Raw genomic sequence first — 22,135 nt, forward strand, 5'->3', positions numbered from 1 at the left:
GGTCAGCGGCGGGCGGGCCTGCGTTCGCCCGCGCCGGAGTCTAGGGCGGCGGAGAGCCCGTCGCCTCGAGCGGAAAACGGCAGGAATGGGGGGTGGGTTTCTCGCGCTCCGGCGCCGGCGGTCACGATGCGCGAGTAAAGCGGCCAGAAACTATTTGCGTTTCCCGTATATCGGCAATTATTCGGGTAGGATAAAAATATCCGGCAAAAGACGACATCCCAATTAAGGGGTGATTCGCCACGCCGGGCCCGCCCCCCTGAGAGGGGGAGTCATGCAGACCTCGCACAGGCCGCGCGTCAACGGGCGCACCGGTCAGGCCGGTTCAGTGTCCCAGCTCCACCCACCCGGCCCCAGGGTCCCCGATCGGCGCGAGCCGCCGCCTGCGCAGCGAACGGCGACGGCGGTCCGCACCAGCGTGGTGTGGTCCGAGCTGTGGGCTGTCGCGGCCATCTTGTTCCTCTTCATGGTGCTCGTGGTGAGCAACACCGGCGATGTGCGGATCTCCTTCGCCGGGCTGAGCGGCGTCCTGCCACTGGCGGTCGTGCTCATGGCCGCCATGGCCGCCGGGATCGCGGTCACCCTGATCCTGGGATCCGCCCGCCTCACGCAACTGCGCCCGCTGACCCGCAAGCGCCTCCGCTGAGCACCCCAGCCGCCGCACCCGATCGGAAGCCAAGGAAGGCGCCTGCCATGTGGTCCACAGCCGAACGCCGCACCGCGATCAGCTTGTCTCCGCCCTCGACGCCGCGGCTGCTGCTGCGCCTTGCGGCCCCTCCCGGCTCGGCGCGGGCCGCGCTGGACGGCGCCTGGTGGCCCCGGTCGGCCGACCCGGTCGCGGAGCTGCCGGGCCTGATCCTGGCCCTGCAGGACCACGGTCCCAGCGACGACCAGCGTCCCATCACCCACGTCCTGCTCCGGGCGGACGACTGGGACAGCCGTCCCCGCCGGTTGCGCATCGACGGCCCGGCCGACACCCGGGTGGTGCGGCTGAGCTGGTTCGACTCCCTGCCCACCGGGCTGCTGACCGCGATCCACGCCGACGGCCGGCGCGTGGATCTGTTCACCGTCCCGGCCGCCACTCACCGGGACGGAGCCGAGGCGTCGATGGAGCTGGCGTCCCACCCTGACAACTTCCTTCACACCCCTGAACTGCTGGCCGCCCTCACCTCACCACCCGGCCGGACGGACCGGGCCGGCGCCCCGGACAGCTCGGAGAGCGCCTGGGAGTCCGAGGGCGGGCGACTCCGAGCAGAGTTCGCGGCACGTTGATCCGGCCCGCTGCCACGGGCCCCCCGGCACTATGGACCATCTGCGATCGGAGATCGCCATGACCGCTCCCATCACCATCCCCGCGCCGGCTGCCCGAAGTCCGGTCCGGGCCCCCGACGAGGTGAGGATGCCCGCCCGCCAGCGCCCCGGCCACACCATCGTCGCGTTGTCGGGCGCCCTGGACGGCGCCTCCGCTCCAGCACTGCGCGCGCACCTGATCGGCGCGTTGCGGCGCAGCGGCCGCCTGCTGATCCTCGACCTGGGGGAGGTGGCGTCCGCCGACGCCGCCGGACTGGCCGTACTGGTCGGCATCCGGCGCCGCGCCGCCGCACTCGGCATCACCCTCCGGCTCGTCGCGCCCGGCCCTCAGGTCGCCGCGCTGCTCCGCGTCACCGCGCTCGGCCGCGCACTCCCCGTCTACCCCGATCCGGATTCGCTCTTGGAAGCGCCTGCCCGACGACCATGAAGGACGCATACCTGCGGCTGATGACGGGTCTCATCGGCGGCATGGCCATTGCGGTGGCCCTCGTCTGCGCGCTCATCGCGACGGCCGCCTTCGTCTCCTGACGCGGCCGAGGACGAGGAGCCACGCCGTGCCGGGCGCTCGGCCGGCCCGGGATCTTTCGGTCACAGGAGTGGTCTGGTGAGGTGGTCGGCGGTTCCGCCGCGCCATTCGATGAGGAAGAGTGTGGCGTCGTCGCTGGTGACCCCGCCTCGTTCGCGCATGAGGGTGTGGGAGAGGTTGCGCACCATCTGCTGGACGGTCGCGCTGGCGGATCCGACGCGTTCGATGGCGGCGATCAGGCGGTCCTCGCCGAACAGTGTCCCGCCGGTGGTGTGCTCTTCGACGAGGCCGTCGGTGTAGGCCAGGACGCGGTCGCCGCGGCGCAGTTGCCGGGTGTTGATCTGGGGTTTCGAGCCGCCGAAGCCGACGGGCAGGGTGCCGGTGCCTTCCAGGGCGCCGATGACGCGGTGGTCGCGGATCAGTATCGGGGCGGGGTGGCCGGCGTTGACCCATTCCAGGTGGCCGGTACCGGTGTAGAGGCGCATCATCTGCGCGGTGACGAAATGGTCGGGGCCGAACTGGGCATCGATGGCGGTGTCCATGAACTCGTACAGCTCCGCGAGTCCCGCGTGGGCGCGCCTGGCGTGGCGGTAGGCGCCCACGGCGACGGTGGCCAGTACGGCGGCGTTCAGACCGTGTCCCATCGCGTCGATCATGGCCAGGTGGAGGACGTCGTCGTTGAGGGCGTAGTCAAGGCTGTCGCCTGCGACGTTGTAGGCGGGTTCCAGGATGCCGGCGACGGCGACCTGCGGCGTCGTCATGGTCAGCGGGGGCAGCAGCGACCACTGGATCTCCGCCGGGACGCTCATCGGCTCGCGTCGTCGCGTCCGCAGGAACTGGTCGGTGTAGTGGTTCTTGGTGACCAGCATGTCGGCGACCAGGCCGGCCAGCCGCCGCAGCAGCCGGCGGTCGTCGGCATTGACGCGGTCCAGGGTCAGGGCCATCACGCCGATCTCGTCACTGCCGTCCAGCAGCGGCAAGAACATCCGCACACCGTCGTCCCGCGGCTGCTCGACGACGGTCTCCGACAGGAACGCGCGCCCGGCCGGAGACCCCTCCAACGGCAGTGGTTCGCCGTCGGTGAGGCCCCTGCCCGGCAGCGGTACCAGGGAGAGCTGGGCGTAGTCCTGCAACAGGATCGAGATGTCCCGGCCGCCGATCGCGCGTATCTCCTCGGCCACCAGGGGGGCGATGAGCTGCGGCGGCATCTCGTGCGCCCGGTCCAACAGCTGGCCCAGCAGCCGCTCGCCGAAGCCTTCGCTGCGGTCGACCGCGTCCCCAGGTCCGCTCAGTTCTCCCACAGTCGTCTATGTGCCCTCCGAAACGGTCGGTGACCCTACGTATCGGAGAGTGTTCAAAGCCGTGAGCGGTCTGATGGGTGGCTTCTCGGCCATTGGGGGGAGCGCGTGCCCGGATCCGTCAGACCAGACGTTCGTGGACGTAGCGCCATCCCCGCTGGATTCCGATTCCAGGTCAGGCAGATACGCTGTCGCGATCGAGTCGCGGTGGTTGATCGGTGCGCCTTCGCGGGCGGCGGCTAACGCGCCGTGTTGAACGCGGGGGCCAGCCAGCGGTCGAGGAGGGCGCGGAGCCGGGTTTCGTCCTGCGGCGGGCGACTCGGGTGCTGCAACAGCGAGGTCAGGAGTCGCATGATGATCTCGGCGAGACCGTTGAGGTCGTCTTCGCCGATGCCGGCGGCCGCCCAGTCGACGGGGAAGCGCTGCAGCATCTTTGCGCCGTAGGCGATGGTGTCCGCGGTGGTGGCGCCGCGACTGAAGGCGCTTGAGTCCCCGAGTTGCAGCAGCAGGCTCAGACGCGGCTCGGTCGGGATGGTCCGCACGCAGAAGACCATGCCCTCGACCACGGCCTCGGCCGGATCGCCGACTCCTTGGAGGTGGGCGATCAGCCGATCGACGAACGACTCCGCGCCCTGGGCCGCGACCTCACCGATGATGTCGCTGATCCGGTCGAAGTGCCGGTAGACGGTCTGGCGGGTGACACCGAGCTCGTTCGCGACGTCGGACAGGGTCGTCTTGGTGACGCCGTGCCTGTCGATGCAGCGGGCGGTCGCGTCGACGATGCGCTGCCGGGCCTCGGCATCGGATGCGGGAGGCCGGCCTCCCCAGCCGTGGCGCGCCATGCCCCTAGGATCGCACAGGCGCCGCGACCGATCGTGAGCTGGTCGCACGGAGCGCGACCAGGATGAATCCGGTCGCGGCGACGGTGCACAACGCGGCGTACCACAGGCTGCCGGTCGGTGTGCCCTGCTCGGTGACGCCGTTGGCCGCCGCGAAGTACGCCGGCAACGCGATCAGCCACAGGACGACGTGGACGCCCAGGTACAGCGCCGGATAGGCCCGCGCGAACAGCGGCGATGCCACCGGGGCCGCCGTGTCGGCGCGCACCGCGCGCCAGGCGTCCACCAGCAGGAAGAGGCCGACGATCCAGACCACGGCGAGTTCGGTGCCGAGGATGGCCCGCTGGATCCCGAGCCGGTCCTCACCGCGGAAGGCCCCGCTGGGCGCACTCACGACGATCATCGCCAGCGGGGTCAGGGCGCCGGCGACGACGGTACGCCAGCCGATCCGCGGCCCGGTGAGCGTGCCGCGGCCGTCCTTCTCCCCGACCAGGCGGACGACGAGGTAGGTCATGGCGCCGAAGGAGACCGAGGCGAACAGGAGCATGCTGTTCATCGGCACCGAGGCGAGCGCCGGCTGGTTGATCGTCTCGTTGTCGGTGTTCCAGGCCCACCATTTCAGTTGGGGCCCCAGGTGGTCGAAGATCTCGTAGAAGACCTGGCAGGCGAACGCGACCGCCATCGAGCCGAGCAGCGGGCCGCGCCGCGCGAAGACGCCCAGGGCGCGGACCAGCTCGTAGGCGAGCTGCGACAGCGCGGGGTAGAAGGCCACGATGTAGAGCGGCAGCCGGTCGTACATGAACTGCACGGTGAACACGTTGTGGGAGAAGATGAACCCGACGTGCTCCTCCAGGCCGAACCAGCCGGGGAAGTACAGCGGCGGCTCGATCACGGCCAGGTACACGACCGAGGCGAACCACAGCGAGATGTTGACCGGATCGCCGTCGCGCCGCCACCGCCGCCACGCGTGGACGAGCGCGAACACGGCCCCGCCGATGATGAGCAGCTCGAGGACCGGCATGGTGCCGTTCTCGAGGCCGAACGGGTTGCGGAAGTCGATCACGGGATTGGCGTCGTGGCAGGAGAAGCCGAGTCTCTCGGCGACACGCGCGGCCGCCGCGTCACAGGTGTAGTCCATTCCTCGCCTCCGGGGTCAGGCGCCGACGCGGTCGTCACCGCGGCGGGCTCCACTGGACGACGCCCGCCCCGGTCCGCGGTAGCCGGTGAAATCGGTGCCCGGCGGGTCGTGCCGGGCGTCGAACCCGCCGGGCACCACCGTGCGGCCGGTCAGCTGGCGCACCTTGTAGCGCGCGAGGCCGAACCAGAACCTCGGGTCGGTGAGCATCTCCTTGAGCGACTTGTCGAGGTTGAACACCTGGGCGAAGGTCTCCTCGACGTAGGCGTCCTCGCGGCTGGTGGCGTTGATGGCGTTGAAGATCGGCCAGCTGAAGCGCGCGGCCAGCCTGCGCCGCCATGGGGCGGCGACCTCGCTCCCGGTCGCGAAGTCGTAGGCCTGGTCACGCGCCATGGCGAGCATCCAGGGCACGTCGAGGGACTTCTTCTGCCGGTCGAGGAACTCGCGGAAGAAGGCCGGGTCCACCGCGTCGCGGCCGCGCAGCATCTCCCCGAGGATGAGCGCGGAGCGGGCCGCCGAACTCATCCCCTGGGCGTAGAACGGGTTGAAGGCGCAGATCGAGTCACCGACGCAGACCAGCCCGGTCGGCGGCACGTCGACCAGGTCGAAGCGGCGCCACTTGTTGCCGGTCGAACGAGTCAGATGCACTTCGGAGGTCGGTGTGCACGCACGCGCCGCCTCGCCGAAGGCCGTGGCCCTCACACGGGTCAGCGCGGCCTCGAATGCGTCGGTCTTGCGCGGCATCTGGATGCCCCACGACCCCATGCACACGATGGCGCGGTCGCCCTCGATCGGGAAGAAGTTGCTGAGGAACTCGTGCTCCTCGGGGTGGTCGCCGGTGTCCTGGGTCGGAGTGATGACCAGGTGCTTCCACCACCACGATTCGGGGCGCCGGCCGGCGGGAGGCAGGTCGTACCACCGCGAGACGTAGGTGACCTTGGCGTCGAGGGTCTTCTCCGGCGGCACGGACCAGCCGGCCGCGCCGAGCCAGTCGATGACCGAGGAGCCGCGCCCCAGCGCGTCGACGACCAGGTCGGCGGCCAGGTAGCCCTCGTCGCCGTCGGCGGTGCGGTATTCGACTCCCTCGACGCGCCCGTTCGTGGTGCCGCCCCCGGTGGACCGCAGCCCGGTGACGGTCACGCCCTCCCGGATCTCGATGGCGGGCAGTTCACGAACCTTGTCGCGCAGGACCCGTTCGATGAGCACCCGGGAGCTGTAGACCATCGTCATCGATCCGGACTTGCGCGGGGCCCAGCCGTCGTTCTCGCAGTAGGCCGCGTCCATCGACGGCATCAGATGCATCCCGCCGTCGGCGATCAGCGCCTCCTCGAACCCGGGGAAGATCTCGCCGATCGCGCGGCGGCCGGAATTGAGGAGGAAATGCGGATGCTTGCTCTGCGGCACCCCCCGGCGGTGCTCCGCGTCCGGCGGAAGCTCATCCCGCTCCAGGACGACCACCTCGTCGAAGTGCTCCGCGAGCACTCCGGCAGAGCACAGTCCCGCCACGCTACCGCCGAGTACCACGGCCGTCCTGCTCCGCATCCGTACCCGCCACCCCTCATTCATACAAATGTTGGATGAACGTATGACTTGCAGGGTGGCGAGTCAACCCTTGGCCCGCCTCCCGGAAGTGGCCGCACCCCCGGCGCATCCGACTCTTCCGTAGCGTTAGAGTGGGGATCGCCGCAGTGCGGTCCGCGGCGTGACCTGCGCGGCCGTGCCTGCGAGCTGGTGCTGGCGGGGCTGGTGGTGGCGCTGGCGCTGATCCCCGAGGCGATCTCGTTCTCGATCATCGCCGGGGTCGACCCCAGCGTCGGCCTGTTCGCCTCGTTCACCATGGCCGTCACCATCGCCGTCGTCGGCGGCCGGCCCGCGATGATCTCGGCGGCGACCGGCGCGATCGCCCTGGTCGTCGCGCCACTGGCGCGTGAGCACGGGCTGGGTCATCTGATCGCCGCGGTCATCCTCGGCGGCCTCTTGCAGATCATCCTGGGCGGCCTCGGCGTGGCGCGGCTGATGCGGTTCGTGCCGCGTTCGGTGATGGTCGGGTTCGTCAACGCGCTGGCCATCCTGATCTTCATGGCCCAGGTCCCCGAACTGCGCGACGTGCCCTGGCCGGTCTACCCGCTCGTGGTGGGCGGCCTGGTGCTGATGGTGCTGTTCCCCCGGGTCTCCAAGGCGGTGCCCGCGCCACTGGTGTCGATCGTGATCCTGACCGCGCTGACCATCGGCGCCGGCATCGCGGTCCCCACCGTCGGCGACAAGGGCGCGCTGCCTTCCTCGCTGCCCACGCCGGGGCCGCCGGACGTGCCGTTCACCTTCGACACCCTGGCGCTCCTCGCCCCGTACGCTCATGCAGCTCCAGCACCTGGTCCGCGTCGAGCTACGGGACGCCCTGACCGATCTGGACCTCACGCCGGTGCAGAGCACGGTGCTGCACCTCATCGCCGCCACACCCGGCATCTCGTCGGCCGAGCTGGCGCGGCACACGCACGTCACCCCGCAGACGATGCACAAGATCGTCACCGAGCTCGGCCGCCGTGACCTGCTCGAACTACGCCCCCGCCCCGGACATGGCCGCATCCGCGGCGCCACGTTGACCGAAGCGGGACGCGAACTCCTCGAAGAGGCCGACGTCGTTGCCGAGGCCATCGAGGACCGCATGGTCGCCGACCTCGACGACCGTCAGCGCAGGCAGCTCACCGACCTTCTCCAGCGCTGCGTCACAGCGATCGGTGAGGCGAGATGAAGCCGATCTGAAGCCGCCTGGTGGTTCGATCGGGTCAGTTGACGCATGTGCTGCATGACGAAGGGTCAATGGCGACATCGCGGTATCGCGGTGAAGTCCGACGTACCGTGTCGAGACGGCCCGGTCGGCTCCGACCTTCTGGTGACCGGCGCCGGAGGGCGGCGCCGACGGATCCAAGGAGTGCTCTAGATGTCCGAGTCCAGGTCCCGCTCCTACTCGGCCGCGGCGTCCGGCTCTGGGACGGCCTGGAATCACTGGAAGAGGCCTACGACATCGAAGCCGTCTCCACCCCCTCCGGCGTCACCCACCTGACCTTCACCGCCAAACGCCGATGACCGCGAAGGCAATCGAGTTGCAGGAGGCAGACCATGGAGACCTTCATCAAAGACGTGACGTCTCTGGTCAGCACCATCGACGACGAGCACGAGATCACCAAGCGGATCGCCGAGCGGTTGTCCGAGCTGCTGGCCGGCGACTACCGGCTCCCGCCGGAACTCACCAGACCTTCGAACGAACACCATGTCAACTACCCGGTCTACATCGCTCCCGACGACAGTTGGTCACTGGCGTGCGTCGTCTGGGATGTGGGTCAGCACACACCCGTCCACGGACACCAGACATGGGGCGTCGCCGGAATCTACGCCGGGGCCGAACGCGAGACCCGCTATCTCAAGCCCGTGGCATCCGAGCCCAGGAGGGCCCTGACGCCGGCCGGTGAGCACGTCTGGGAACGCGGGCAGGTCACCGTATGCTGCACGACCGACGACGACGTCCACGCCGTCGCGGCCGTCGGCGAGGAGCCCACCGTCGGGATCCACATCTACGGAGGCAACATCGGCACCCTCAACCGGCCGTTGTACGACCCGGCCACTGGAGAAGTCCAATGGTTCGTCTCCGGCTGGGACAGCCCTCCAGGCCAATGAGCGACCGGCCGTTCCGGTCGGCGTGAGCGGCGGATGCGCATGATCCCCCTCCGCCTGTGAGAGGGCGGGCTGTTGTCGGTGAGTACGGCTCTCGTTACCGCCGGCGGCGCTTCTGGCGGCGGTGCTTGGAGGCGGGGCGCTGTTGCGGTGGCTTCTTAGTGGTGGGCTGTTGCCGGGGATTGCGGCCACGGGAGCTGTTGGGGGTGCGGCCGCGGACGATGCCGATCAGTTCCTCCATGAGGTCGGTCGTCACGGCGTCGAGCCAGGCCAGGCCGATCTGGGACTGAGGAGCGTCGGTCACGGTTCGGTAGGTGAGGTCTTTGCGGTGGTGGACGCGGGCCAGAGACTGCGGGAGCAGCAGGACGCCGGCTCCCGATGCCACCAACTCGATCGCGCCGGCGGTGCTCTCAGGACGGGTGAAGGCAGGTTGCCCGGGGCGGTCGTCCCAGCTCAAGACCTCGTCGAGTGGTTCGAACACGTCCTCGTCGGCGAGATCGGCGAGTTCCACCTCCTCCACTGCGGCCACCGCGTGGTCCTTGGGCACCACGACCACGGTCGTCTCCAGGTACAGCGGGATCACATGGAGGGCCTCGCGGTCGACGGGCAGGCGTACGAACGCCGCGTCCACGCCACCGTTCCGCAGCAGGGGGACGACCTCGGCCGCCGGCATCTGCAGCAGGCGAAGCGGCACTTCGCGGACCCGCTCGGCCCACACCCCGGCCCACTTCCCGGGCGTCACGCCCGGCACGTAGGCCAGCCGGAACTCACCATCGGTCACTCCGCCACCCTAGTCACGGCCAGACAGTTCCCTCCCGCTGACTACCCTTGAGGCCATGGGCACGTCCAAAGCAAAGACCCCGCAGACCATGAAGTCCGCGACCGCGGCCAAGAAGCTGGGGATCCTGCTGTCGGCGGCACCCGCCGACTTCCAGGAAGGTCCTGTCTCCCGGGACGAATTGAACGCGCTCCAAGCCGACCCGCCCTCATGGCTGGCGAACCTGCGCCGTGAGGGCCCCCACCCCCGCCAGGTCGTCGCCGCCAGGCTCCGCGTCTCCATCTCAGGTCTGGCCCGCGCCGGCATCACGGGCCCGCTCACCACGGCCGAGATCGAGAACCTGAAGGCCGAAAGGCCCGACTGGCTGGAACGCGAGCAAGCCGTCCGAGCCGAGGTCCGCAGGGAAGAACTCCGCCTCAAGCAGCAGCGCGCCAAGACCTGACTCACGACACACGCATCAAGCCTGACTTTTGATACAGGTCAGGTTTTCGGGGGCGTCCAGCGGTCTGCCAGCAGCCTGAAGCTGGGCACATCGTCGAGCGATATCGAGTACTCGTAGGTCCGTTCATAGCCGATGCCACTGATGCGCCACCCGCCGTCCGCGCAGCGCCGATACGTCTCCTCGTAGAAGGCGGATCCGCGGATCAGCACCCGGAATGCCTTGGCGATGACCGTGTCCTCCAGACACCAGGTGCCCTCGGCCCTGTCGCCGTCGACCCGGATCTCGGGTTGGCCCGCGAAGTGCACCGTGGTGATCTCGGGACCGAGATTGTCGCGCATGTAGTCGACGATGGCGTCCCGGCCTTCCAGGCGCAGCGGCCCGCCGACCGCGCGGGTTCCGTAGGCGCCCAGAGCGTCCTCGGTGAGGGTGTCGGCGAACCCGTCCCAGTCCTTCAGGTCCAGGCAGCGCAAGTAGCGGTACTTCACCTGACGGATCTCTTCCAGGGCATTCAGGTCCATGCGACGTAGCTTGCTCGACCCCGCCCCCGTTGACAAGAACACGTTCTAATTTCCGAGGTCCCGGAGTCCGAGGGCCGCGCCCTCTGACGGCGCGGCTCCGGGGCCGGTTCCGGTTGAGATCGCGGCGTGCTCGTGGGGCCGGGAGTGTTCACGCACCTGGTCGGCGTCCCAGCGGGCATGGTTGAGCAGCCGCTGCATGCCGTCCGGAGTGGCGTCCCCGGCGAACTCCGCCAGGGACCAGCCGTTCTTACGTTCCAGCCCGCTCAACAGGCCCAGCAGATATGACCTGGCTCGCAGCCGAGATTCCCGAGGGCCGAAGAACGGGGCTACGACCTGCGCAAACAGCTCATCGAACTCATCAGCCCAGCCAGCAGGGCCGATCTCTTCTACAGTAGGAATCGAGCCCCCGCCGGAAGATCAGTTCATCTTGTGTCGCTGCTTCCATTCGGCGACGACGGCCTCGACGTGTTTGCGGATGTCGTCGCTGCGGTCCGTGCTGCCATTGATGTCACGGCACGCCTGGTCGTACTCGGCCCACAGGGCATCGTCGGCGAGGCGGAACTTCCGTTGTGTGCTGCCCGGTGTAGGCATCTCAGCCGCCCAGCTTCATGACCAGCGAGCGCAGGTGAGGTGATGCGGCGTTCTCCTGGCCGCGCTTACCCCACACGGCGATATGTTCGCTGACCAGTTCGGCGAGGCTCGCACGCTCGTCGTCGCTGAGCTCGACCGTGGTGGTGGTGTCGGTCCGGCAGCCGTATGCCGTGAAGAGGATGTCCCCGACTGCCTGTACGGACGCGGGGGGTTTTCGGTTGCGCTGAGCATGCCAATCGGCACTGTTGTTGACGACGCCCCAACCGTACAGGGCTTCGTAGTTGGTGAGTTCGAGCCTCATGGGGCCGGTACCTCTCAGTGCATGGTGTGGCCACACCCTACGTGACCGTCCTAGGAGCCATCTACAACGAACACCGTCCCAGCAGGGCATCGGCATGCTGCTTGACCTGCTCGGATGGATTTTTTTGCCAGGCGCACCGCCGGCATCGGCTATCACGGCATCTGTTCGTCGCTGGGCCGATGCCAATGAGGGCGCGGCCTGGCAGGGCGGCCGCGGCCGACCGCCGATGACCGCGTCACCGGGAGCGAGCTGATCAGCTTCTCAAACCACTCGATGGGCCCGAAGCGACCGGATACGGTCAGAGTCAATGGGTTCTTACGCTCGTCTGTCAACCGAACAGAGCCGTCGGCTGTCTCCGTTATATCGCCGATTCTCGCGGAAGGGCGAGCGGATGGAGGGGGCCCATGTTCTTTCGACGCTGCCTATGGTCAATTGCGATCATCGCCATCATCATGGCGGGAAGTTTCCTCTCCGTCCCCGCTCATGCGGACACCGATGGAATCACCGGAACGATCACCGATGCGAAGACCGGTCAACCTGTGGCGGGCGCCTGGGTCGCAGCTTATGGCGCCGCCGGCGGCGTCTCCGGCGGTACGAACACCGATGATTCCGGCCACTACCATCTGTACTGGCTGGCACCGGGGGAATACCGGATCGAAGTGTCGGGCACCGATTACCATGCCCAGTGGGCCTTCGATAAGTCCGATCAGGCCACGGCCGATCCGGTGACCTCTCCCGGTACCGCCTCGCTGGCCCTGCAGCCGATCGAATACGGCTCGATCTCCGGCCGGTTCGTGACCGCTTCCGGCGCCGGGGTCCCCGGCGCCGCGGTGGAAGTGCACGACGCTTCGGGCAACTCCCAGGGCCGCGAGATCACCGATCCCGACGGAGCGTTCAGGTTCACCAGGCTCCACGCGGAGGACCACAAGCTGTCCTTCGACTCGAACGGCAACATCCAATGGGCCCACGGGAAGTTGGACCAGTACGAGGCGGACCCGATCACGGTGCGGCCCGGGCTGGAGACGACCGTCACCGAGACCGCCCTCCCCACCGGGGACCTTGAAGTGACCGTCCTCGACTCCAAGAGCCGCGAGCCGGTGCCCGGCGCTTACGTGGCGACACGCGGCGGCCCCCGATCGCTCTTCGCCGAGACCGACGCCAAGGGCAAGGCGACGTTCGACGGCGTCCTCACCGGGACCTACTCGTTCTCGATCTCACCGCCGGAGGGCTACCTCTACGGATCGATCGACGACGTGGTGGTGCAGGCAGGTCAGGCCACTCGTGTCACCACGGAGCTGGTACGGGAGGCGACGATCGTCGCGACGGTCCGCGACGCCAAGACGGCACAGCCGGTGGCCGGCGCATGTGTGACCCTGTTCGAGCAGACGGCCACCGTCCACAAGAGGGTCACCCGCAAGCGCGGGAACAAGACGGTCGACCGGGAGTGCAGTGACGGCAGCGGCGAGCTCCGCATCCCTCAACTGTGGCCTGGCAAGTACAAGCTGTTCATAACGCCCACCGATGGTGTGCATGGCCGCCAGTGGGTCGGCTTGAACGGCGGCACCGGTGACATGGAGAAGGCGGCGCGGTTCACCGTGGCCAGCGGTGAGGTCATCGAGACCGGGGTGCGACTGGACGGGACGGGATCCATCGCCGGTACCGTCACCGACGCCCGCACCGGCAAGGCTGTCGAGGACGTGTGCGCCTGGGTGCTGCCCGCCGGCCCGTCCGGCCCGGAAGCATGGGGCAGGAACTGCACCGACTCCGGCGGGCGCTACACCATCGACGGTCTCGGCCCCTACGACTGGCGTGTCCAGTACCCGGATTTCCACGGCCGCTATGTGTGGCAATGGTCCGGCGGGGCCCCCGACCGCTTCGCCGCCCGCCCGATCAGCGTGCCGGCCGGGGCCACGGTGACCGCCGATGCCCGGTTGCCGGAGACCGGCAAGCTGGGCGGCAAGGTCATCGGCTCGGTGGTTCCCAACGAGTATGTGAGCGTCATCGCCGTCAGCTCCCGAACCGGCGACATCGCCGCGCCATTCGCGAGGATCACCGGGGACGTCGACTACGCCCTCTACGGGCTGGCCACCCAGTGGATCAAACTCGGTTACCGCGGCGGTCCCGCCGACACGGCCTGGTACCCGAAGCCCCTGCATGTCGTCGCCGGGGAGGCGATCAACGGCCCCGATCTGGTGATTCCGAAGGAATGACGGGAGCTCTCAGGCCGCGCGGCACGGGCGGAATCGCACGCCGCGCGGCTTGGGCGTCACTTTCCATGCAGTGGCGAGGGTGTACCTACCGAGAACTACGTCCGTCCAGGTCAGCCGGGCGCGTGAGCCCGCTGACCGGTGTCCGGCTGGTCAGCGGCGCTCGGCGTGCCGTCAGCGGTCGGTGTGGAAGGAGGGGCCGCCGCACATTCACCAAGGACCACAAGGCCCGGCTTCTGGTCGCCTACGACGTCTTTCGAACGCGCCGCCCCGCTGCGCGCCGAACGGCTCTCTACTCCCATCTTGAGCACTGGCAAGCCGGTTGACGGAGATCGCGCCAGCTCGATCGTGTGCGATCCGGCGAGGTTCGAGAAACCGGTCTCGTGATCGACGAGGACGACCGCGCTGTTCTCGACGGCAGGTGGCGTGCGGCATGACTTGCTCCTTGGTTGTCTTCACTTGTGGTCACCGTGCCGCGGCCGATGTCAGTCGGCCGGCTTCCCCCGAGTCGCCACGCGCGTGAGGATGTCGCTCACGTCCTCGACGGCCATCTCGATGCGGCCGTAGACGCGCGGGGTGAGGAGCGTGGTGCCGTCGAAGTCGCCGGAGGACGCGAAGACGGCGACCGGGAGGGTCATCGATTGGAAGAACCCGAACAACGGGCGGAGGGCGTGTTCCAGGACCAGCGCGTGGTGATCCCCGCCGCCGGTGGCGGCGAGGAAGACCGGCTTGTTCGCGAGTGCGTACTGGTCGACCAGGTCGAAGAAGTGCTTGAACAGGCCGGTGTACGAGCCGCGGAACACCGGGGTGGCGGCTATGAGCAGGTCGGCTTCCTCGGCGCGGCGGAGCGCGTCCTCGATCTCGGGGGCGATGCCCTCCCTCTCGACGGCTCCGGTGAAGGCGGGGCCGAGCCGGTAGACGTCGATCCGGGTGTGCTCGACCGCGACGTCGTGGACGGCGAGCACGCTGGTGAGTGTTCGCAGCACGACGCCGACCAGTCCGACGGTCTTGGACTTCTCACTCGGGCTGCCGTTGACGACCACCACCCGTAGTGTCCGAGCCTCCTCCTGGGAGGGGGCACGGCCGGTGCGGCCGCTGATGAGAGCCCGCTGGTCGCTCACTGTGGTGGTCACGCCGCCTGCTCCTTCCGGGAGCCGACTTCGCGGCGTACGACGGGGGCGACCTCGGTGCCGAGCAGTTCGATCGCCTTGAGGACGTCCTGCTGCGGCATCCCGCCGAAGCCGATCTGGATCAGGGCGCGGTCCAGGCCGTAGAGCTCGTGGTAGGCCAGCAGCTTCTCGATGACCTCCTGCGGGCTGCCGACGACGAGACCGGCGTCGGGGGAGGTCTGGGCTTGGAAGGCGGCCCGCGGCATCCTGAACCCGCGGCCACGCTGGTGGTTGTTGGCCATCATGCCCTCTGCGAAGTAGGGGTACATCGTGTCGCGGGCGCCCTGGCTCGTACGCCCGACGTAGCCGTGGAGGTTGATGCTGGTGCGCAGCGCGGCGGGGTCGTGTCCGGCGTGCTGCGCGGCTACTCGGTACAGGTCGATGGTCTGCCGGTGAGATGTGATCGGCCCGAGCAGCAGCGCCATGGCCATGGGGAGGCCGAGTCGGCCGGCGCTGATGGCGGAGGCGGGGGTTCCTCCGACGCCGACCCAGATCGGCAGCTCCTCCTGCATCGCGCGGGGACCGACGTCGGCGGCGTCCAGTGCGGGGCGGAACCGTCCGTTCCAGGTGATCGGGTTCTGCGCGCGGATCCGCAGCAGCAGGTCGAGCTTCTCGCGGTACAGGTCGGCGTAGTCGGCCAGGTCGTAGCCGAAGAGGGGAAAGGACTCGGTGTAGGAGCCGCGGCCGGCGATGATCTCGGCCCGGCCTCCGGAGATCTGGTCGAGTGTGGCGAACTGCTCCCAGACCCGCACCGGGTCGTCGGAGCTGAGCACGGTGACCGCGCTGGTCAGCCTGATGTTGGTGGTGGCCTGGGCGGCCGCGGCCAGGACGACGGCGGGGGCCGAGCCGACGAAGTCGGTGCGGTGGTGCTCGCCCACGGCGAAAAGGTCGAGCCCGGCCTCGTCGGCGAGCCGCGCCTGTTCGATGGTCTCCTGGGCACGCCGGCGCGCGGAGGGAAGCGTACCGGTAACCGGGTCGGCGGTGATCTCGGCGAACGTCATGAAGCCGATCTCGAAAAGGGATCGCCCGCCGGTGACGGTGGTGGACAACGTGCTCTCCTTACGGTCTCTGGTGCGGACGCCGTTCGGTGTCCGATCGCAATAAGGTGTCTGCGCAGGCAGATATTCCCCTCGATGTACTGCCTGCGCAGACACGTATGCCCGGCGATGACCGACGGCGGTCGCGGTACCCTTCGGACGTGGCGACTCCACGTCTGAGCGACCTTGAGAACGAGGCCTGGCAGGGCTTCCTGTATGCCCACGACCGCGTCTGGCGTGAGATCGAGGCAGGGATCGCGCCGCTGGGCGTGAGCATGGCCGAGTACAGCGTCCTGTCCCTGCTCGGCCGAGCCGGTCGCTCCGGCATGCGGATGTCCGAGCTGGCCAGGGATCGGCTGATGTCGACCGGTGGTCTCACCCGGCTCGCCGACCGGCTGGAGCGCCGCGGGCTCGTCGAGCGTCAGCGTGCGGCCGGGGACGGGCGCGGCTACGTCGCCGTCCTGACACCCGATGGGCGCAACCTCCTGCGCAAGGCATGGAAGAAGCAGCATGCCGACGTGCGCCGACTCTTCCTCGACCGTTTGGACGACGACGACCTGCACGCCCTCACGCGGATCTGGTCACGCCTCGGGCCGGAGAGCGACGAGGAGGCGAGCCTGCGGTGACCGCCCCGGCCTCAGGCGAACCGCTTGCCGATCACCCCTGCCCACCGGACACCGGCACGGCCTCCGGGCACAGCGACCCGGTCGGCCCTTTGCCTGCCGAAAACTACATCCGTGCAGGTGGGACGTGCAGGACGTGGGCTCAGAGTCCACACCTGACGAATACCCCTGCGCCCGTGACCGGCGCGGAGGATCTACCGTCTGGTTGCCGGGTGTGATGGTCATCTGGTCCTCCCCCTGCTCATGAGCCGACGGCAGGTTCCATTTCTTAGGTCTCCGTAAGAGCGCGGTCCCCAGCGACGCGCTAATCCTGCTCTCAGGTTGGTCGGGGACAATGAGCGGCAAAAGCATCGCCTGGAAGGGGGCGGGCCGGCGTGCGGATCATGATCGCGGATGATGAGAGGGCCATCCGTGAGTCGCTGGAGCGGGTGCTCCAGGTCGAGGGTTACGACACCAGCACCGTCGCCAACGGTCTCGCCGTGCTCGACGGGGTCGGGGAGGGCGGCGGTGACACGCTGGATCTGCTGATCCTCGACGTGATGATGCCCCGCCTCGGTGGGTTGGAGACCTGCCGGCGGTTGCGGGCCGCGGGTCGGGATCTTCCGGTGCTGATGCTGACCGCCCGTGACCAGGTCTCCGACCGGGTCGCGGGGCTGGACGCGGGCGCCGACGACTACCTGCCCAAGCCGTTCGCCACCGAGGAGTTGCTGGCCCGGGTGCGGGCCCTGCTGCGCCGGCGCACGCCGCCCGACGGGGAGTCGCAGATCCTGTCGTTCGCCGACGTCCGGGTCGATCCCGACAGGTTCGAGGCGTGGCGGGGCGGGAGGCCGCTGCGCCTGACCCGGACCGAGTTCTCCCTCCTGCAGGTCCTCGTGCGCAACGCGACCCGGGTCTTGACCCACGACGCGCTGTTCGAGGCGATCTGGGGCTTCGACATGAGCGCCACCGCCAACAACCTCCAGGTATACGTGAGCTACCTGCGCCGCAAGATGGAGGCCGAGGGTGAGCCGCGATTGATCTACACGCTGCGCGGCCTGGGATACACGTTGCGGGAGACTCCTCCGTGAGCAGGCCCGCCGGCCGGGAACCGCGCCGGCTGACCCGATGGTGGCGCCGGCGGTCCCTGCGGGCCAGGCTGACGGTGATCGCGGCGACGGCCATCGCGGTCAGCGTGTTCGCGGCCTTCCAGGTGGGCATCGAGCTACTGAACTGGGAGCTGCAGGACACCGCCGAGAATCAGCTACGCGCCGACTCCCGCGTCCTGGCGACGAACGCGGAGCGCGCCGGTCTGGCGCAGGTCCAGCTACCGCCGTATCCCGGGTCCGGTCAGCTGGTGCGGGTCATCCTGCCCGACGGCTCGACCCGGACGCCGGCCGGCCAACCCGCGCTGCCCCCGGTCAGCGAGCACGCCGGGCGCGTGGCGCAGGGCGCGTCGGCCGACCTGATGGAGTCGAACGACAGCGACGGCTACTTCATCTACACGCTGCGGGCGGGCGACGGCGCGGTCCAGGTGGCCCGCGTCGCCGACGACAGCCCGGTCACCCGGTTCGGGCTGGGCATGCTGCTGGTCGGGCTGCTCTGCGTGGTCGGCGGCGCCCTTGTCGGGTGGGCCGTGGCGCGGACCGGGCTGGCGCCGATCGACCGGCTGACCGCCGCCGCGGTACGTGTCGCGCGCACCCGGGACCTCGACGCCGACATCCCGGATGAGGGCGGCGGGGAGATCCGGCGGCTGATCCAATCGATCAACGACATGCTCGCCGCGCTCCGGGACTCCCGGCGGGCCCAGCGGCTGCTCGCCGAGGACGCCGCCCACGAGCTCAAGACCCCGCTCACCAGCCTGCGCCTCAATGTCGAGCTGCTGAGCCGGCTCGATCGGCGCGGCACGCTGGACGGCGCACTGCCGGCGGAGAGCCGGACCCGGCTGCTCAACGACCTCGGCGCCCAGGTGGCCGAGTTGAGCACCCTTGCCGCCGAGCTGACCGATCTGGCGCGCGGTGACGTCGGCGACGAGAGCACCGAGCTGCTCGACCTCGCCGACGTGGTGGTGGCCGCCGCGACCCGGGCGCGTTCCCGCGTGCCCGACATCGAGGTCGCGCTCGACGAGACCTCCGTGTGGGTGAGCGGGCGTCCCGCCGCGCTCCAGCGGGCGGTGCTCAACCTCATCGACAACGCCGGCAAGTGGTCCCCCGCGGACCAGCCGGTCCAGGTCCGGCTCCGTGCCGAGGGCGCGTCGGCGGTGCTCGAGGTCGACGACGCCGGGCCGGGCATCGACGCCGCCGACGTACCGCGGGTGTTCGACCGGTTCTACCGTGCCGACAGCGCCCGGGCGTTGCCGGGATCCGGTCTGGGACTGTCGATCGTGCAGCGGGTCGTCGACGCCCACGGCGGCCGGGCCACCGTCGCCCGCTCCGCACGCGGTGGCGCGCTGCTTCGGGTCGCCCTTCCGGCCGCGGCCCCGCCCGCCCCGACCGCGCGGCTCACCGCCGGGGCAGGACACGGTGCGCCGACCCCAGCCCCAGCGCTTAACACTGAAGGGCGGCGGCCGTCCGGCCCATGAAAAAGATCCGGGACGGGCCTGGGTCCCCGCGTCCCGGATCTCGTCCGTGCCGCCGCGCTCACCGTTGCAGCGAGGGCTCCTGGTCGTCGGCGAGCGACCGTTGACCGTCCGGCAGCTCCGCCGCTGGCCGGGACAGCCGGCTCGGCCACCAGATCCGCCGGCCGATCAGCAGGGTGAGGGCGGGCACCAGGACCGACCGCACCAGCAGGGCGTCGAGCAGCACGCCGAAGGCGACCAGGAACCCGACCTCGATCAGCATCACCAGCGGAAGTGTGGTGAGGACCGCGAACGTGGCCGCCAGGACCACGCCTGCCGAGGTGATGACGCCGCCGGTGGCGGAGAGGGCTTTGAGCATGCCCTGTCTGGTGCCGAGACGCACGGTCTCCTCCCGGGCCCGGCTGGTCAGGAAGATGTTGTAGTCGACGCCGAGCGCCACCAGGAACAGGAATGCCAGCAGCGGCACGGAATAGTCGATGCCCTTGAACCCGAGGATCGTGCCGAAGACGAACACGCTGCCGCCGAAGGCTGCGGCGAATGAGACGATCACGGTGGCCATCAGGACCAGCGGTGCCACGATCGCGCGCAGCAGCAGCCCGAGGATGATCAGGACGACGGCGAGCACCAGCGGGATCACCAGCCTCTCGTCGCGGCTGGTGGTCACCTCGGTGTCGAGGTTCTCCGCACTCGGCCCGCCGACGATCGCCTCCGCCCCGCTCACCGCGTGCACGGCGGTGCGCACCCGCTTGATCGTGTCGTACTCTGCGGCGGTTCCCGGCGCGTCCGACGGGAACGCGGAGATGCTGGCCCAGCCACCGCTGGTCTCCTCCGGGATGGCCAGGGCCACACCGCGAGTGTCCTTGACGATGTCGAGCACCCGCTCCTGGTGCGCCGGCCGCGTCAAGATCGTCATCGGCTGGCCGCCGAGCTCCGGGAAGTGCTGGCTGAGAACGGTGAAGCCGGTGACCGACTCCGGCGCGGACAGGAACTGGTCCTGCTCCCGCAGGGCGCCGGTGTTGCCCGCCAGACCGATGGCGAGCATGCCGAGGATTCCGAGCGAGCCGAGCGCCGCAACCCACCGGCGGCGGTTGATGGCGGTGCCGAGCCGTCCCCACAGCCCCGGCTTCTCCTCCACGGCCGTGCTGAACCGCGGAATGGCCGGCCAGAAGATCCGCCTGCCGAGCACCACGAGCACCGCCGGGAACAGCGTCAGCATGGCCACCAGCGCGCACAGGATGCCGGCCGCACCGATCGGGCCCAACCCGCTGGTGCTGTTCAGGTCCGCGACGAGCAGGCAGAGCAGGCCGGCGACCACGGTGGCCGCGGACGCGACGATGGCCGGCGCCGCGCTGCGCAGCGCGTGGACCATCGCGACCCGGACGTTCTCGTGGTGGTGCAGTGTCTCCCGGTACCGGGAGATGAGCAACAGCGCGTAGTCCGTGCCGACGCCGAATACCAGGATCGTCAGCAGCGCCGAGTTCTGGCTGTTGACCACGATGCCGAAGCCCTTGACGAGCAGGTAGACGGTCGCCATCGCGGTCAGTGCGGCCGCGCCCACGCCCACCAGCGGGATCAACCACAACACCGGGCTGCGGTAGGTGAGGATGAGCAGGAGCGTGACGACGGCGACGGTGGTGAGGAGGACCTGCAGGTCGATGCCGTCGAAGACGGCGTCCATGTCGCCGTCGATCGCGGCCGGGCCGGTCACGTCGAGTTCCAGGCCGGCGGGGCGGTCCTTCGCGGCGTCACGCAACGGGCCGACGATGGCCTCCGGTTCGCCGTAGGTCGTGCTCACCGGGAGGGTGAACATCATCGCCTTGCCGTCGGTGGAGGATCTCGTCGGTGGGCCCTCGTCCTCGCCGCCGGCCGGGGCCGCCTCCTTCGGCGGGTACCGCTTGGCAAGGGTGTCGTAGTGGCGCTCGACCGTCGCGCGGTCGGCGTGGGTGATGCCGCCCGCGCGGTGGTACACGAAGACGAACGTGTGCTCGTCACCGCCGGGGAGACTGTCCTCCAGCACCGCCACCTTGGTGGACTCGGCACTGGCCGGCAGGGTGTCCGCGGCGCTGTCGGTGGTGACCGAGCTCAACTTTCCGCTCAGCGGCACCATGAACGCCGCCAGCACCATCCACAGGCCGATCACCAACCACGGCACCCACCGACCGGCCAACCGACCGGCCGGCGCTTCCCCGGACGGCGCTGCGTCGACTGCCATCACTGGCCTCCTACATACGGGTTACCTCGCTGATCTGATGCCTGCTTCCTACCGAGCGAACCTGAGACGACGGTTAATACTGAGGTGCCCCGGCTTCTGTGCTGGGAGGCAAACCAGGAGGAGCTCGTGTCGCCCGAGCCCGAGGCTGTGCTGTCGTGCTCGGCAGGCCGGCCTGTCGCCGTCCGTGATGATCGATGCATCCACTGCAGACCCACCCTGCCCTTATGAGGAGAGCGAGGAGTGCCGGTGGTGTGCACCGGCGATGCGGCTGCGAGGGCCCGGCAGTGGCAGGGCGATGGGCCGCAGGTGCCCGCGGTTGGTGGCCGAGCGCAGCCACGGTAGCTGGTACCTGCGCCTCGAACTGGGCACCGGAACGGACGGTCGTCGGCGTCGTGTCCGGCGTGGCGGTTTCCGGACGCGTAAGTCCGCGTTGGAGGCGTTGGTGCGGTTGCGTGGCCCGGCGGGCCGCGATTGGTCGTCATGGCCAATGCGGGGACCCCTGGGCTGGCCGGGCATGGTGGTCGCGCTGCGGTCGATGGTGGGCTGTATGCCCCCCGGGGGGCGCCTGCTGGGCAGGCATGGCCCCGCCCCGAGTGCGGGGCGTCCTGTAGTGAGCGCGTGAAGATCGTGCGGTTGGCCGTAGGGAAGGCGTCAAGATGTGCCTTTTCTACTGCTAGTGGGTGTTTTCTGCGTGGTGTGTCGTGAAACCGCGCGGCATCGGACGGACGGCAGGCCAGGCTCTCTTGCCCGCTCTGGGAGTTCCGCGTTGACCGGTGGAGGGGACGCGCACTCCGGAGCGGGCCGGGTCCGGCGGGCAGCGGTCCGCGGCGGGTTCGAACCGGCAGCGCTCGGACGCGTGTCCAGAACCGATCGAGGGACTCGGAGTCATGGCAGACGTTGTGCTCGTGGCGTTGACCATCGCGGTGTT

Annotated in this window: 22 protein-coding genes and 1 pseudogene; 11 read left to right on the forward strand and 12 right to left on the reverse strand. The window is 69.4% G+C overall.

The window, feature by feature from the left end:
- The first annotated feature begins 271 nt into the window (after nucleotides 1–271).
- The 3 genes from IEZ03_RS20355 to IEZ03_RS20365 are packed head-to-tail and all read left to right on the forward strand — an operon-like array spanning nucleotide 272 to nucleotide 1,735.
- Nucleotides 272–643, forward strand: a complete 372-nt coding sequence (locus IEZ03_RS20355; protein ID WP_184880349.1) for a hypothetical protein — start codon at nucleotides 272–274, stop codon at nucleotides 641–643.
- A gap of 47 nt (nucleotides 644–690) precedes the next feature.
- The gene (locus IEZ03_RS20360) at nucleotides 691–1,269 is read left to right on the forward strand and encodes a DUF5994 family protein (protein ID WP_184880351.1); all 579 of its coding nucleotides are present in this window, start codon (nucleotides 691–693) and stop codon (nucleotides 1,267–1,269) included.
- A 58-nt stretch (nucleotides 1,270–1,327) separates the two neighbouring features.
- A complete protein-coding gene (locus tag IEZ03_RS20365; protein ID WP_184880353.1) occupies nucleotides 1,328–1,735 on the forward strand; it encodes an STAS domain-containing protein in 408 nt (135 codons plus the stop codon).
- Nucleotides 1,736–1,896: 161 nt separating this feature from the next.
- Here the strand turns inward: IEZ03_RS20365 and IEZ03_RS20370 are convergent, their stop codons facing one another.
- The 4 genes from IEZ03_RS20370 to IEZ03_RS20385 all read right to left on the reverse strand — a co-directional run bounded on the left by IEZ03_RS20370 (nucleotide 1,897) and on the right by IEZ03_RS20385 (nucleotide 6,588).
- The gene (locus IEZ03_RS20370) at nucleotides 1,897–3,135 is read right to left on the reverse strand and encodes a PP2C family protein-serine/threonine phosphatase (RefSeq protein WP_229808429.1); all 1,239 of its coding nucleotides are present in this window, start codon (nucleotides 3,133–3,135) and stop codon (nucleotides 1,897–1,899) included.
- 236 nt (nucleotides 3,136–3,371) lie between these two features.
- Nucleotides 3,372–3,974 (reverse strand): TetR/AcrR family transcriptional regulator, encoded by a 603-nt coding sequence (locus tag IEZ03_RS20375; RefSeq protein WP_184880355.1) that lies wholly within the window; start codon nucleotides 3,972–3,974, stop codon nucleotides 3,372–3,374.
- A 4-nt stretch (nucleotides 3,975–3,978) separates the two neighbouring features.
- Nucleotides 3,979–5,109, reverse strand: coding sequence for a hypothetical protein (locus IEZ03_RS20380; RefSeq protein WP_184880357.1), 1,131 nt, complete (start codon nucleotides 5,107–5,109; stop codon nucleotides 3,979–3,981).
- A 15-nt stretch (nucleotides 5,110–5,124) separates the two neighbouring features.
- Nucleotides 5,125–6,588 (reverse strand): FAD-dependent oxidoreductase, encoded by a 1,464-nt coding sequence (locus IEZ03_RS20385; protein WP_221480554.1) that lies wholly within the window; start codon nucleotides 6,586–6,588, stop codon nucleotides 5,125–5,127.
- A gap of 225 nt (nucleotides 6,589–6,813) precedes the next feature.
- Here IEZ03_RS20385 and IEZ03_RS20390 point away from each other — a divergent pair.
- The 3 genes and pseudogenes from IEZ03_RS20390 to IEZ03_RS20400 all read left to right on the forward strand — a co-directional run.
- Nucleotides 6,814–7,464, forward strand: a pseudogene (locus tag IEZ03_RS20390) (SulP family inorganic anion transporter); the annotation flags it as partial.
- Nucleotides 7,460–7,855 carry a MarR family winged helix-turn-helix transcriptional regulator gene (locus IEZ03_RS20395; protein WP_229808430.1) on the forward strand — a complete coding sequence of 132 codons (396 nt, stop codon included), beginning with the start codon at nucleotides 7,460–7,462 and terminating at the stop codon, nucleotides 7,853–7,855. The pseudogene IEZ03_RS20390 and the gene IEZ03_RS20395, both read left to right, overlap by 5 nt.
- A 368-nt stretch (nucleotides 7,856–8,223) precedes the next feature.
- Nucleotides 8,224–8,778, forward strand: a complete 555-nt coding sequence (locus IEZ03_RS20400) for a cysteine dioxygenase family protein (RefSeq protein ID WP_184880362.1) — start codon at nucleotides 8,224–8,226, stop codon at nucleotides 8,776–8,778.
- 94 nt (nucleotides 8,779–8,872) lie between these two features.
- On the opposite strand, the gene IEZ03_RS20405 is transcribed toward IEZ03_RS20400, so the two are convergent.
- On the reverse strand, nucleotides 8,873–9,556 hold the full coding sequence (locus tag IEZ03_RS20405) for a LysR family substrate-binding domain-containing protein (protein WP_184880364.1): 684 nt from the start codon (nucleotides 9,554–9,556) through the stop codon (nucleotides 8,873–8,875).
- A gap of 55 nt (nucleotides 9,557–9,611) precedes the next feature.
- Between IEZ03_RS20405 and IEZ03_RS20410 the strand changes: the two genes are divergently transcribed.
- The gene (locus tag IEZ03_RS20410; RefSeq protein ID WP_184880366.1) at nucleotides 9,612–9,995 is read left to right on the forward strand and encodes a DUF5997 family protein; all 384 of its coding nucleotides are present in this window, start codon (nucleotides 9,612–9,614) and stop codon (nucleotides 9,993–9,995) included.
- Nucleotides 9,996–10,033: 38 nt separating this feature from the next.
- Here the strand turns inward: IEZ03_RS20410 and IEZ03_RS20415 are convergent, their stop codons facing one another.
- The 4 genes from IEZ03_RS20415 to IEZ03_RS20430 all read right to left on the reverse strand — a co-directional run bounded on the left by IEZ03_RS20415 (nucleotide 10,034) and on the right by IEZ03_RS20430 (nucleotide 11,405).
- On the reverse strand, nucleotides 10,034–10,513 hold the full coding sequence (locus tag IEZ03_RS20415; protein ID WP_184880368.1) for a nuclear transport factor 2 family protein: 480 nt from the start codon (nucleotides 10,511–10,513) through the stop codon (nucleotides 10,034–10,036).
- 45 nt (nucleotides 10,514–10,558) lie between these two features.
- Nucleotides 10,559–10,780 (reverse strand): hypothetical protein, encoded by a 222-nt coding sequence (locus IEZ03_RS38865; RefSeq protein ID WP_184880370.1) that lies wholly within the window; start codon nucleotides 10,778–10,780, stop codon nucleotides 10,559–10,561.
- 150 nt (nucleotides 10,781–10,930) lie between these two features.
- A complete protein-coding gene (locus IEZ03_RS20425) occupies nucleotides 10,931–11,104 on the reverse strand; it encodes a hypothetical protein (RefSeq protein WP_184880372.1) in 174 nt (57 codons plus the stop codon).
- A 1-nt stretch (nucleotide 11,105) separates the two neighbouring features.
- Entirely contained in the window at nucleotides 11,106–11,405 is a 300-nt protein-coding gene (locus IEZ03_RS20430; protein WP_184880374.1) for a hypothetical protein, read from the reverse strand.
- A gap of 404 nt (nucleotides 11,406–11,809) precedes the next feature.
- Here IEZ03_RS20430 and IEZ03_RS20435 point away from each other — a divergent pair, with 404 nt between their 5' ends.
- The gene (locus tag IEZ03_RS20435) at nucleotides 11,810–13,615 is read left to right on the forward strand and encodes a carboxypeptidase-like regulatory domain-containing protein (protein ID WP_184880376.1); all 1,806 of its coding nucleotides are present in this window, start codon (nucleotides 11,810–11,812) and stop codon (nucleotides 13,613–13,615) included.
- Nucleotides 13,616–14,097: 482 nt separating this feature from the next.
- Here IEZ03_RS20435 and IEZ03_RS20440 read toward each other — a convergent pair whose 3' ends face one another.
- Complete coding sequence (locus tag IEZ03_RS20440) at nucleotides 14,098–14,745, reverse strand: NAD(P)H-dependent oxidoreductase (RefSeq protein ID WP_221480555.1); 648 nt, start codon at nucleotides 14,743–14,745, stop codon at nucleotides 14,098–14,100.
- Nucleotides 14,742–15,830, reverse strand: a complete 1,089-nt coding sequence (locus IEZ03_RS20445) for an LLM class flavin-dependent oxidoreductase (protein WP_221480556.1) — start codon at nucleotides 15,828–15,830, stop codon at nucleotides 14,742–14,744. Before IEZ03_RS20445 ends, IEZ03_RS20440 begins: the two co-directional genes overlap by 4 nt.
- 149 nt (nucleotides 15,831–15,979) lie before the next feature.
- Between IEZ03_RS20445 and IEZ03_RS20450 the strand changes: the two genes are divergently transcribed.
- The 3 genes from IEZ03_RS20450 (at nucleotide 15,980) to IEZ03_RS20460 (ending at nucleotide 18,998) form a co-directional block, all read left to right on the forward strand.
- Entirely contained in the window at nucleotides 15,980–16,444 is a 465-nt protein-coding gene (locus IEZ03_RS20450) for a MarR family winged helix-turn-helix transcriptional regulator (RefSeq protein ID WP_221480557.1), read from the forward strand.
- A 380-nt stretch (nucleotides 16,445–16,824) separates the two neighbouring features.
- On the forward strand, nucleotides 16,825–17,508 hold the full coding sequence (locus tag IEZ03_RS20455; RefSeq protein WP_184880378.1) for a response regulator transcription factor: 684 nt from the start codon (nucleotides 16,825–16,827) through the stop codon (nucleotides 17,506–17,508).
- A complete protein-coding gene (locus IEZ03_RS20460; RefSeq protein ID WP_221480558.1) occupies nucleotides 17,505–18,998 on the forward strand; it encodes a sensor histidine kinase in 1,494 nt (497 codons plus the stop codon). Before IEZ03_RS20455 ends, IEZ03_RS20460 begins: the two co-directional genes overlap by 4 nt.
- A gap of 58 nt (nucleotides 18,999–19,056) precedes the next feature.
- On the opposite strand, the gene IEZ03_RS20465 is transcribed toward IEZ03_RS20460, so the two are convergent.
- Complete coding sequence (locus tag IEZ03_RS20465) at nucleotides 19,057–21,135, reverse strand: MMPL family transporter (RefSeq protein ID WP_229808457.1); 2,079 nt, start codon at nucleotides 21,133–21,135, stop codon at nucleotides 19,057–19,059.
- Nucleotides 21,136–22,135 lie beyond the last annotated feature (1,000 nt).

It is taken from the genome of Actinomadura livida (genome assembly GCF_014648675.1).
In the GTDB taxonomy this organism is placed as follows: domain Bacteria; phylum Actinomycetota; class Actinomycetes; order Streptosporangiales; family Streptosporangiaceae; genus Spirillospora; species Spirillospora livida.